The sequence below is a fragment of the Paraburkholderia nodosa DSM 21604 genome (assembly GCF_000519185.1).
Classification (GTDB): domain Bacteria; phylum Pseudomonadota; class Gammaproteobacteria; order Burkholderiales; family Burkholderiaceae; genus Paraburkholderia; species Paraburkholderia nodosa.
Genome location: NZ_JAFA01000086.1, coordinates 1 through 10,904, shown reverse-complemented (window position 1 = coordinate 10,904; position 10,904 = coordinate 1). Strand labels below are relative to the sequence as shown.

Here is a 10,904-nt window from a genome sequence, read left to right as displayed (position 1 = left end):
TCCTGTGCGTGGTGGGCCACGACGAGCCCGGCGAGCGCATCGTCGAGCTGCTCGACGAAAGCAACGTGAACGCGTATCTCGAGCGCGATCCCGCGTTGCCGACCACCATCAAGCTGCGCGTGCTGTCGCGCCAGCAACAGCTGTTGCGCGTGGACTTCGAAAACACGCCCGCGCACGAGATCCTGCTCGCCNGCCTCGCGCGTTTCGACGCGCTGCTGCCCACGCACGACGTGATTCTGCTCTCCGACTACGCCAAGGGCGGCCTCACGCACGTCACGCAGATGATCGCGAAGGCGCGCGCCGCGGGCAAGGCGGTGCTCGTCGATCCCAAGGGCGACGACTGGGAGCGCTATCGCGGCGCGAGCCTCATCACGCCGAACCGCGCGGAGTTGCGCGAAGTGGTGGGCACGTGGAAGTCCGAGGAGGATCTGCACGCGCGCGTGACGAAGCTGCGCCGCGAACTGCAGTTCGACGCGCTGCTGCTCACGCGCTCGGAAGAGGGTATGACGCTCTTTTCCGATGACGGCGCGCTGCACGCGGCGGCCGATGCGCGCGAAGTGTATGATGTCTCGGGCGCCGGCGACACGGTGATCGCGACCGTCGCGGTCATGCTGGGCGCGGGCTTGCCGCTCGTCGAGGGCGTCGCGCTCGCGAATCGCGCGGCCGGCATCGTGGTCGGCAAGCTCGGTACGGCCACCGTCGACTACGACGAACTCTTTCAATAACGTGGCGCACGCGAGCGCGCGGCGCTCGCACCCCGGCCGGAATTTCCGGAGCGTTTTTCCGGCGGGGCATCAACCTCGCGTGAACCTCGTCACCGCAGACCTATCATGACCCTCATCGTCACCGGCGCGGCCGGCTTCATCGGCAGCAACATCGTCAAGGCGCTGAACGAACGCGGCGAAGACCGCATCATCGCCGTCGACAATCTCACTCGCGCGGACAAGTTCAGGAATCTCGTCGATTGCGAGATCGACGACTACATCGACAAGACCGAGTTCGTGGAGCGCTTCGCGCGCGGCGATTTCGGCGACGTGCGCGCGGTGTTCCACGAAGGCGCCTGTTCGGACACGATGGAAACCGACGGCCGCTACATGATGGACAACAACTTCCGCTATAGCCGCGCCGTGCTCGACGCGTGTCTTGCGCAGCGCGTGCAGTTTCTGTATGCGTCGTCGGCGGCGATATATGGCGGCTCGACGCGCTTCGTCGAAGAGCGCGACGTGGAAGCGCCGCTCAATGTGTACGGCTATTCGAAGTTCCTGTTCGACCAGGTGATCCGCCGCGTGCTGCCCACNGCGCAAAGCCAGATTGCGGGCTTNCGCTANTTCAACGTGTANGGNNCGCGCGANACGCACAAGGCGCGCATGGCTTCGGTGGCGTTCCACAACTTCAACCAGTTCCGCGCCGAAGGCCGCGTGAAGCTGTTCGGCGAATACAACGGTTATGCGCCGGGCGAGCAGACGCGCGACTTCGTCTCGGTCGAGGACGTGGTGAAGGTGAACCTGTTCTTCTTCGATCATCCGGAGAAGACGGGCATCTTCAATCTGGGCAGCGGTCGCGCCCAGCCGTTCAACGACATCGCCACGACCGTGGTGAACACGCTGCGTGCGATGGACGGCAAGCCCGCGCTCTCGCTCGCGGAGCAGGTCAAGGAAGGGCTGATCGAGTACATCCCGTTCCCCGACGCACTGCGCGGCAAGTATCAGTGCTTCACGCAAGCGGACCAGTCGAAGCTGCGCGCAGCAGGTTACGACGCGCCGTTCCTGACGGTGCAGGAAGGGGTGGATCGTTACGTACGTTGGCTTTCTGGCCAGGTGTAACGCGAAGCCCTGACTTCATAAACTGGACTCTCCTCGCCGGCGATGGTCGCCGGCGTTTTCAGGGAGATCCAGCATGTTCCGAAAAGTCCTTGCGGCCGCGCTTCTGGCCGTATTCAGCCACGCCTTCGCGGCCGTGGACGTCAACACCGCCAACGAAGACGCGCTTCGCGGCATCAAGGGCGTGGGGCCTGCGCGCGCCAAGGCCATTCTCGACGAGCGCAGCGCGCACGGCCCGTACAAGGACGCCAGTGACCTCGGCAAGCGCGTGAAGGGCATGGGCGGCCATGCCGTCGAACGTTTGCAGGCCGAAGGATTGGCGGTCGGTCCCGCGCAGCCCCAGGCGGCGCAGGCGAAGGTTGCACAGGCAACGCCCGCGAAGGCGGGCGCGCCGCAGGCTGCCGTGGCGGTCAAGAAGTAGCCGTGCGCTTGCGTGTTACCCCGCGCGTCGTGTTTCACCGTCGCGGGGCGCAGTTTCCTTCAGGTGTCGCCCAGGTGATGTCGACCCGCGACGTTGACCCGCGGCCCGGGCCGCGGGCTTTTTGCCGCGCATGGAGGCTGGGTCGCCAGGCCTGCGTCCATACCGGCGTTATGGGTCCCCGGCGGTCGCCCCCTGTGTGGTTTAGAATCGACAAATCACGTCATCGCGCCTCACTGCCATTCCCATGCCCTACAAGACCATTGAAGACACGATCGGCAATACCCCGCTCGTGCAGCTCGTCCGCCTGCCGGACGACGAAATCCGCGCCCGCAACAACGTCGTGCTGGCCAAGCTCGAAGGCAACAACCCGGCTGGGTCGGTGAAGGACCGCCCGGCGCTCTCGATGATCCGTAAAGCCGAAGAGCGCGGCCGCATCAAGCCGGGCGATACGCTCATCGAAGCGACGAGCGGCAATACGGGCATCGCGCTCGCCATGACGGCGGCTATCCGTGGCTACAAGATGGTGCTCATCATGCCGGAGGACCTCTCGGTGGAGCGCCGCCAGAGCATGGCGGCTTACGGCGCCGAAATCATGCTCACGCCGGTCAAGGGCGGCATGGAATATGCGCGCGACCTCGCCGAGCAAATGCAGCGCGACGGCAAGGGCATCATCCTCGACCAGTTCGCCAATCCCGACAATCCGCTTGCGCACTACGAGACCACCGGCCCGGAAATCTGGCGCGACACCGAAGGGCGCATCACGCACTTCGTTTCGTCGATGGGCACGACCGGCACGATCATGGGCACGTCCCAGTTCCTGAAAGAAAAGAATCAGGCGATCGAGATCGTCGGCGCGCAGCCGGAAGAAGGCTCGCGTATTCCGGGCATTCGCAAATGGCCCGAAGCGTATATGCCGAAGATTTTCGACCGCAGCCGCGTGGATCGCGTGGAGAACGTGAGCCAGGCCGCCGCTGAGAACATGGCGCGCCGTCTTGCCTCGGTCGAGGGCATTTTCGCGGGTATCTCGTCGGGCGGCGCATGTGAGGTCGCGATGCGTCTTGCACGCCAGCTCGAAAACGCGACGATCGTGTTCATCGTCTGCGATCGTGGCGACCGGTATCTCTCTACGGGTGTGTTTCCCGCCTGATTGAAGTGCGGACGCAAAAAAAACGGCCTTCGGTGTTTCCAAAGGCCGTTTTGCTTTGTACCGCTGAAATCAGTCTTGCTGTGCGGGTGGCGTCGTGCCCGTACCATTCGGGGCACTGTTCATCCCGTTGCCGTTGCCGTTGCCGCCATTGATGCCGCCGTTGCCGCCATTTCCACCATTTCCGTTCGCCGGGCCCACACCCACGCCCGGTTGCGTCGCCAGCATCTGCGCCTTCACGCGCATGCCCAGCTGATACACCGCGAGCGCGTAGAAGAAGCTGCGGTTATAACGCGTCAGCACATAAAAGTTCTTGAGCCCGAGCTTGTACTCGGTGCCGCGGCCAGGCGAAGGCAGGTCGATCACCGTGACAGGCGTGCCTGCCTCGGCGGCGATATCCACGTCCGGCTGGTCGAGCACGAGGCCCGAGCGCAGCAACTGGCTCAGCGGCCAGCGCGGTTCCGGCTTGCCGTCGGCGCCGGCCTGGGCGATGCCGAGGCTGCCCGCATCGGTGGCGATATTCCATACCACGGGCCGCCCCGATTCCCAGCCGTTCTGCCGCAGATAGTTCGCCACGCTGCCGATCGCGTCGGCCGTGCTCGCGCGCAGGTCGATGTGATTGTTGCCCTCGTAGTCCACCGCGTACTGCACGATGCTGCTCGGCAGGAACTGCGGAATGCCGATCGCGCCCGTGTACGAGCCGAGCACCGACGACGGATCGATCTGCGCGTCGCGCGTCCACACGAGGTAGTCCTCGAGGTTCTTGCGGAATGTCGCCATGCGTTCGGCGCGGTTCGGCGTGTTCGGATAATCGAAGGCGAGCGTGGTGAGCGCATCGAGCACGCGGAAGTTGCCCATGTAGCGGCCGTAGATCGTCTCCACGCCGATGATGCCGACGATCATCTCGGGCGGCACGCCGAACTCTTCCGACGCGCGCTGCAGCGTGGCCTGGTTCGCGCGCCAGAAGCGCACGCCCGCATTGATGCGCACCGGGTCGAGAAAGCGCGCCTGATACGCGCGCCAGTTCTTCACGCCCGGAACCGGCGAGGGCGTGACGAGCTTGACCGCCGTCGCCGAATAATTCGCGCTCGCGAACAGCGCATGCAGTGCGGTGGGATCGAAGTCGTAGCGCGCCACCATGTCGTTGATGAAGCCGTCGACGTCCGGATTGTTCGCGTAGCGCTGCGGGACGATTTCCTCTTCGAACGTCTGGCCCTGCGTCGGCGTTTGCGGCTGCGCCTGCGCAAGCGTGAGCGGCGTCTGTCGCGATTTCGGCGCGGCAGTTTGCGCGCGCGCCGCGCCGGTGCACAACGACGCCGTGACGCAAAGCGCGAGGGCGAGGGTCGTGCGACGTGGGCGGCTGGAGGCGGACAGAGCGGTCTTGAGCGTCATGAGAGCGAGAGGGGGAGAGCGGTCCAGGAAGAACCCGGGCAGTATAACCGAGCGCCTTGTGGGAATTGGGCCGCTGCGCGCCGGCGTGGCGCGTGAGCACCAGGTCGCTGTGGTAACGTGGTGTCTGTTCGCGCGCCAGCCGGCGCGCCACCAGACAATAGACAGACGGAGACCCGCGGCCGCGCGCGTGCGCGAAGCCCGCGGCGAGTGCGACTCATGACGACCGGTTTCTTCTCTCACCCCGATTTTCTGCTGCACGAGATGGGCGAATGGCATCCTGAATGCCCCGCGCGTCTGCAGGCCATCGAAGACCAGCTGATCGCGAGCCGCATCGACGCGCTGATCGAGCGCGACGAATCGGCGCCGCTCGCGACCGAGGCGGACCTCTTGCGCGTGCATACCCAGGCGCACATCGACTTCATCCGCAACACGGCGCCCAAGGAAGGCTACGCGAGCATCGACCCCGACACGCTGATGAATCCGCACACGTGGCAGGCGGCGCTGCGCGCGGCGGGCGCGGCGATCGCGGCCACCGACGCGGTGCTCGCCGGACGCTACGAGAACGCATTCTGCAGCGTGCGCCCGCCCGGCCATCACGCAGAACCCGCGCGCGCGATGGGCTTTTGCTTCTTCAACAACATCGCGATCGCGGCGCGCCATGCACTCGAAGTCCATGGCCTCCAGCGCGTGGCGATCGTCGATTTCGACGTGCATCACGGCAATGGCACCGAGGCGGCGTTCGCGGGCGACTCGCGCGTGCTGATGTGCAGCTTCTTTCAGCATCCGTTCTATCCGTATTCGGGGGCCGAGAATCCGGCGCCGAACATGGTCAATCTGCCGATCGCGGCGCGCACGAAAGGCATGGAAGTGCGCGAGGCCATCGACATCATGTGGCTGCCGCGGCTGCACGAGTTCAAGCCGGAGATGGTGTTCGTCTCGGCGGGCTTCGACGCGCATCGCGAAGACGACCTCGGCAACATGGGCCTCGTGGAGGACGACTTCGCATGGATCACGGAACAGATTCGCGAGATCGCGGGCCGCTATGCGAAGGGGCGCATCGTGAGCAGCCTCGAAGGCGGCTATAACCTCTCGGCGCTTGGCCGCAGTGTGGTGGCGCATCTGCGCGTGCTGGCGGATATCTAGGCGGCCTGCGCGGCCCTGAGCGCGAACCACATCGCACACATTCGAACGAAGGAGACACGCAACGTGAGTGCCATTCCCTCTTCATCACCGTCGCTCGTCGAAGTTACACGCGACGCGTATGGCGTGCCGGGCGTCGTGTGCCTCACGCTGAACCGCCCGGATGCGTTCAACGCGCTTTCCGAAGCGCTCATCGATGCCTTGCAGGGCGAACTCGCCGCGCTGGCGCAATCCGACGCGCGCGTAGTCGTGATCGCAGCGGCGGGGCGCGCGTTCTGCGCGGGCCACGATCTCAGGGAAATGCGCGCGGCGCCCTCGCACGAGTACTACGCGAAACTGTTCGAGCGCTGCTCGAAGATGATGCTCGCGATTCAAAAGATGCCGCAGCCCGTCATTGCGCGCGTGCAGGGCGTGGCGACGGCGGCGGGCTGCCAGCTCGTCGCGATGTGCGATCTGGCGGTGGCGGCGGACTCGGCGCGCTTTGCGGTATCGGGCATCAATCTAGGGCTCTTTTGCTCGACGCCCGCTGTGCCGCTCTCGCGCAACGTCTCGCGCAAGGCGGCCTTCGAGATGCTGATGACGGGCGAATTCATCGACGCTCAGAAGGCATTGCGCGAAGGCCTCGTGAACCGCGTGGTACCCGCCGACGAACTCGACGCCGCCGTGACCGCACTGGCCGCGAGCATCTGCGCGAAGCCGCGCGAGGCGGTCGCGGCAGGCAAGGGGCTCTTCTACCGGCAGCTCGAAATGGGCATCGATGCCGCGTATCAACTGGCCGGGCAGACCATGGCCTGCAACATGATGACCGACCCCGCGCTCGACGGCGTGCAGGCGTTCATCGAGAAACGCAGCGCGAAATAAGGCGCCTGGCCGGTCAGACGCGCCGGTCGATCCAGTCGATCAGCGCGCCAATTACGCGCTCCCGATCGAGGTCGTTGAGCGTTTCGTGGTAGCTGCCTTCATACAACGTGAGCGTGCGATCGGGCGATCCCACGTTCGCGCCGAAGGCGCGGCTGCCTTCGGGCTCGGTGAGCTTGTCCCCGGTGCCATGCCAGATCAGCACGGGTAGCCGCAGTTGCGCGCGTCCCGCTTCGATGCGCTTCATCGCTTCCAGCAATTGCGCTCCCGTGCGGGCGGGAATCGCGCCGTGATGCACGAGCGGATCGGCGCGATTGGCTTCGACCACGTCGCGCACGCGCGCGAGCAGCGCCGCGTCGATCTTCATGGCCGGAAAGGTCGGCCAGATCGCGCTGATTACGCGGCTCGCGGCGATTTTCCACGCGGGCACGTCGCGGCCCGGCGCGAGCGCCGCGCTCGAGAGCAGCAGGCCAGCCAGCGGCACGCGCGATTGCGGCAGGCGCTCGACGGCATGGAGCGCCGCGATCGCGCCGCCCATGCTGTGTCCCATCAGGAAGAGCGGTGTGCCCTGTGCGGCGCATTGTGCGTCGGCGTGGGCGAGGAGCGCCTCGGCGTCGTCGAGATATTCGTCGAAGTGCGCAACCCAGGTGCGGCGGCCGGGGGCATGCCCGTGGCCGCGCAGATCGATTGCGTAGACATCGATGCCCGCGCCGTTCAGCCGCGCGGCGAGCGCTGCATAGCGGCCCGCGTGTTCCGCCAGGCCATGAACCAGCGCGATGGCCGCGCGCGGCGGCGCGCTCGCGCGCCAGACGTAGAGCGGCAGTTCGACGCCGGCGCGTGTAGGCAGCGTCGCTTGCCCGGCGGGTTCGGCGGCTTGCGCCATGGCGATGTTCTGACTGGTCTCCATCTCGCTCCCTGTTTGGGCGATTCGTGGCAGGTCGTGGCGGTTCGTTTTCGGTAGCAGTCTGTCGGCAGCAGTGTAGCGGCCGCGCGGGCGCCCACGCGCTGCCAGAACCCTCTAATGCAAATCAGTTATGAAATTATCGAAATTGATTATTAAAAGGAATTTTGCGTGCCAGGGTAAAATTGCGGGCTAAATCCAGTCCATCAACGGCGGCTGTCTGCCGGCGCGACGCGTTTTCCGCTACTCACAAGGGCGGCTGCGCGAGCGCGCGCGGCACATCCGCCGTTTTGCTTTTTTCCATGATCGAAATTCGAAACGTGTCCCAGCGCTTCGCCGGCCCGCAAGGCTGGATCGAAGCGCTGCACAACGTCAATCTGACGATTCCGCCGGGCGAAGTGTTCGGCATCATCGGGCGCAGCGGCGCAGGCAAGAGCACGCTCGTGCGCACCCTCAACCTGCTCACGCGGCCCACCGAAGGCGACATCGTCGTCAACGGGCGCACGCTCACGTCGCTCTCGTCGGCCGACCTGCGCGAAGCGCGCCGTGAGATCGGCATGATTTTTCAGCACTTCAACCTGCTGTCGTCGCGCACCGTGTTCGACAACGTCGCGCTGCCGCTCGAACTGGCCGGCGTGAAGCGCGCCGAGATCGAAGCGACGGTGCTGCCGCTGCTCGAACTCGTCGGCCTCACCGCGCAGAAAGACCGCTATCCCTCGCAGATCAGCGGCGGCCAGAAGCAGCGCGTGGGGATTGCGCGCGCGCTCGCGAGCAAGCCGAAGGTGCTGCTTTCGGATGAGGCAACCTCGGCGCTCGACCCCGAAACCACGCGTGCGATTCTCGACCTGCTGCGCAAGATCAATCGCGAACTGAACCTGACCATCGTGATGATCACGCACCAGATGGAAGTGATCAAACAGGTCTGCGACCGCGTGGCCGTGCTCGATGCGGGCCGCGTGGTGGAAAGCGGCCCCGTGATCGACGTGTTCCTGCAGCCGCGCCACGAAGTCACGCGCGCGCTGCTCGGCGACGTGATCGCCCAGGAGTTGCCGCCCGCGCTCAAGGTGCGCGTGGCCGAGCATCTCGCGAAGGGCAGCGGCCACTTGCTGCGCCTCGCGTTCAAGGGCACGGGCGTCGACCAGCCGGTTCTCTCGGAGACGATTCGCCGCTTCGAACTGGATTTCAACATCCTGCACGGCCAGATCGACGAGATCCAGGGCCAGGCGTTCGGCTCGCTCGCGGTGCTCGCGGGCGGCGATCCGGTGAAGGTGGCGCAGGCCATGGCGTGGCTGCGCGAACAAGGTGTCGTAGTGGAGGAGCTGTCCCATGTGGAATGAAATGTTCGACATGTTCGTCCAGTCGTTCTGGGAGACGCTCGTCATGGTCGGCATCTCGGGGCTCGTGGGCGCGGCCTTCGGCCTGCCGCTCGGCGTGCTGCTCTATCTCACCGACCGCAACGGCGTGCTGCAGAACATCGCCGCGAATCGCGTGATGGGAGTGGTCGTCAATGCCGTGCGTTCCACGCCGTTCATCATCCTGCTCGTTGCGGTGATTCCGTTTACGCGTCTCGTGGTCGGCTCGTCGATCGGCACGGCGGCCGCCATCGTGCCGCTCACCATTGCCGCTGCGCCGTTCATCGCGCGGCTCGTCGAAACGGCGCTGCGCGAAGTCGATCGCGGCCTGATCGAAGCCGCCCAGGCCATGGGCGCGAGCACGAGCCAGATCGTCTTCAAGGTGCTGCTGCCCGAGTCGCTGCCGGGCGTGGTGGCGGGGCTCACCATCACGTTCATCTCGCTCGTCGGCTATTCGGCGATGGCTGGCGCGATCGGCGGCGGCGGTCTGGGCGACCTGGGCATCCGCTACGGCTATCAGCGCTTCGAACCCGAAGTCATGCTGATCGTGGTCGTGATCCTGATCGTGTTCGTGCAGCTGGTGCAGTCGTTCGGCGACTGGCTCGTGCGCCGCCTGAGCCACAAATAAGCCTTAAAACAAGCAGTTTTTCGATCAACATAACTACACAAGACAAAGGTTGGGTATGCAACGTCGTTTCATGATCCGGCTCGTCGCGGCGCTTGGCGCGGCTTCGCTCATCGCACCGCTTGCTGCGCACGCGGACGAAGCCATCAAGGTGGGCGTGACGGGCGGCCCGCACGAGCAGGTGATGGAAGTCGTGAAGGGCGTGGCCGCGAAGAACGGCCTGAACATCAAGATCATCGAGTTCTCCGACTACGTGCAGCCGAATGCAGCGCTCGCGGGCGGCGACCTCGACGCCAACAGCTACCAGCACGCGCCGTATCTCGACGCGCAGGTGAAGGATCGCGGCTACAAGCTCATCAAGATCGCGGACACGGTGACGTTCCCGATGGGCATCTACTCGAAGAAGATCAAATCGCTCGCCGAACTGAAGCCTGGCGCCCGCATCGCGGTGCCGAATGATCCGACGAATGGCGGTCGTGCCTTGCTGCTGCTGCAGAGCCAGGGTCTCATCAAGTTGCGCGCCGACGCCGGGTTGAAGGCGACGCCGCTCGACATCGTGGAAAACCCCAGGAAGCTGAAGATCGTCGAGCTCGACGCCGCGCAGATTCCGCGTTCGCTCGACGACGTGGACGCCGCCGCAATCAATACGAACTTCGCCATGCAGGCGGGCCTGAAGCCGAAACAGGACGCGATCGCAATCGAAGACCCGAAGGGGCCGTACGTGAATATCCTCGCGATCCGCGAGGCCGACCGCAACAAGCCCTGGGTGGCGAAGCTGGTCGCGGCGTACCACTCGCCGGAAGTGAAGCGGTACATCGAAACGACGTTCGGCGGGGCGGTCATCACCTCCTGGTAGACAGCTCGATGCCGTGAAATTAGAGATATTTTTCGGCGCCCGGGCTTGATGCCCGGGTTTTTTCCACCGTAAAATCGCACGATCGTTCGCTACTGACGACCGGGGTGCGGCAGCGGTGGTTCGTGAAAATTGCTGGTGGCAGATCGGCCCGACAGGGCTATCGCTATAATGTCCGCCAGGTTGACGTATTCGTAACTTCGGAGCATGTGAATGAAAGTCCTTGTGCCAGTCAAACGCGTAGTCGATTACAACGTGAAGGTTCGTGTGAAGTCGGATGGCACGGGCGTCGACATCGCCAACGTCAAGATGTCGATGAACCCGTTCGACGAAATCGCCGTGGAAGAAGCGGTGCGTCTGAAGGAAGCGGGCGTGGCGACGGAAGTCATCGCGGTGTC

Annotated in this window: 11 protein-coding genes and 1 pseudogene; 10 read left to right on the top strand and 2 right to left on the bottom strand. The window is 65.0% G+C overall.

What is annotated here, in order from left to right; translation table 11 throughout:
- From A3CW_RS49755 to cysM, 4 genes are all read left to right on the top strand, one after another.
- A partial coding sequence (locus A3CW_RS49755; protein WP_035515786.1) for a PfkB family carbohydrate kinase occupies positions 1 to 725 on the top strand: 725 nt, incomplete at its 5' end.
- Positions 726 to 830: 105 nt separating this feature from the next.
- Positions 831 to 1,823: an ADP-glyceromanno-heptose 6-epimerase gene (gene rfaD, locus A3CW_RS0143520; protein ID WP_028209086.1), complete on the top strand. Its 993-nt coding sequence runs from the start codon at positions 831 to 833 to the stop codon at positions 1,821 to 1,823.
- Positions 1,824 to 1,896: 73 nt separating this feature from the next.
- Positions 1,897 to 2,241, top strand: coding sequence for a ComEA family DNA-binding protein (locus A3CW_RS0143515; RefSeq protein WP_028209085.1), 345 nt, complete (start codon positions 1,897 to 1,899; stop codon positions 2,239 to 2,241).
- A gap of 244 nt (positions 2,242 to 2,485) precedes the next feature.
- A complete protein-coding gene (gene cysM / locus A3CW_RS0143510) occupies positions 2,486 to 3,388 on the top strand; it encodes a cysteine synthase CysM (RefSeq protein WP_028209084.1) in 903 nt (300 codons plus the stop codon).
- A gap of 69 nt (positions 3,389 to 3,457) precedes the next feature.
- Here cysM and mltB read toward each other — a convergent pair whose 3' ends face one another.
- Positions 3,458 to 4,777: a lytic murein transglycosylase B gene (gene mltB / locus A3CW_RS49750; protein WP_081772100.1), complete on the bottom strand. Its 1,320-nt coding sequence runs from the start codon at positions 4,775 to 4,777 to the stop codon at positions 3,458 to 3,460.
- 216 nt (positions 4,778 to 4,993) lie between these two features.
- On the opposite strand from mltB, the gene A3CW_RS0143500 reads away from it, so the two are divergent.
- Together A3CW_RS0143500 and A3CW_RS0143495 are read left to right on the top strand one after the other, a co-directional pair.
- On the top strand, positions 4,994 to 5,920 hold the full coding sequence (locus A3CW_RS0143500; protein WP_028209083.1) for a histone deacetylase family protein: 927 nt from the start codon (positions 4,994 to 4,996) through the stop codon (positions 5,918 to 5,920).
- Positions 5,921 to 5,983: 63 nt separating this feature from the next.
- Positions 5,984 to 6,778, top strand: coding sequence for an enoyl-CoA hydratase (locus A3CW_RS0143495; RefSeq protein ID WP_028209082.1), 795 nt, complete (start codon positions 5,984 to 5,986; stop codon positions 6,776 to 6,778).
- A 13-nt stretch (positions 6,779 to 6,791) separates the two neighbouring features.
- Here the strand turns inward: A3CW_RS0143495 and A3CW_RS0143490 are convergent, their stop codons facing one another.
- Positions 6,792 to 7,622 (bottom strand): alpha/beta hydrolase, encoded by an 831-nt coding sequence (locus A3CW_RS0143490; RefSeq protein WP_028209081.1) that lies wholly within the window; start codon positions 7,620 to 7,622, stop codon positions 6,792 to 6,794.
- A gap of 356 nt (positions 7,623 to 7,978) precedes the next feature.
- Between A3CW_RS0143490 and A3CW_RS0143485 the strand changes: the two genes are divergently transcribed.
- The 4 genes and pseudogenes from A3CW_RS0143485 to A3CW_RS50690 all read left to right on the top strand — a co-directional run.
- Positions 7,979 to 9,013, top strand: coding sequence for a methionine ABC transporter ATP-binding protein (locus A3CW_RS0143485; RefSeq protein WP_028209080.1), 1,035 nt, complete (start codon positions 7,979 to 7,981; stop codon positions 9,011 to 9,013).
- The gene (locus tag A3CW_RS0143480) at positions 9,003 to 9,656 is read left to right on the top strand and encodes a methionine ABC transporter permease (RefSeq protein WP_028209079.1); all 654 of its coding nucleotides are present in this window, start codon (positions 9,003 to 9,005) and stop codon (positions 9,654 to 9,656) included. Before A3CW_RS0143485 ends, A3CW_RS0143480 begins: the two co-directional genes overlap by 11 nt.
- 55 nt (positions 9,657 to 9,711) lie before the next feature.
- On the top strand, positions 9,712 to 10,509 hold the full coding sequence (locus A3CW_RS0143475; RefSeq protein WP_028209078.1) for a MetQ/NlpA family ABC transporter substrate-binding protein: 798 nt from the start codon (positions 9,712 to 9,714) through the stop codon (positions 10,507 to 10,509).
- Between the two features lie 210 nt (positions 10,510 to 10,719).
- Positions 10,720 to 10,904, top strand: a pseudogene (locus A3CW_RS50690) (electron transfer flavoprotein subunit beta/FixA family protein); the annotation flags it as partial.

Bases quoted from the DNA above. Each gene is read 5' to 3' on its own strand.
- A3CW_RS0143515 (WP_028209085.1), top strand. From the start codon at position 1,897: ATGTTCCGAAAAGTCCTTGCGGCCGCGCTTCTGGCCGTATTCAGCCAC.
- cysM (WP_028209084.1), top strand. From the start codon at position 2,486: ATGCCCTACAAGACCATTGAAGACACGATCGGCAATACCCCGCTCGTG.
- mltB (WP_081772100.1), bottom strand. From the start codon at position 4,777: ATGACGCTCAAGACCGCTCTGTCCGCCTCCAGCCGCCCACGTCGCACG.
- A3CW_RS0143500 (WP_028209083.1), top strand. From the start codon at position 4,994: ATGACGACCGGTTTCTTCTCTCACCCCGATTTTCTGCTGCACGAGATG.
- A3CW_RS0143485 (WP_028209080.1), top strand. From the start codon at position 7,979: ATGATCGAAATTCGAAACGTGTCCCAGCGCTTCGCCGGCCCGCAAGGC.
- A3CW_RS0143480 (WP_028209079.1), top strand. From the start codon at position 9,003: ATGTGGAATGAAATGTTCGACATGTTCGTCCAGTCGTTCTGGGAGACG.
- A3CW_RS0143475 (WP_028209078.1), top strand. From the start codon at position 9,712: ATGCAACGTCGTTTCATGATCCGGCTCGTCGCGGCGCTTGGCGCGGCT.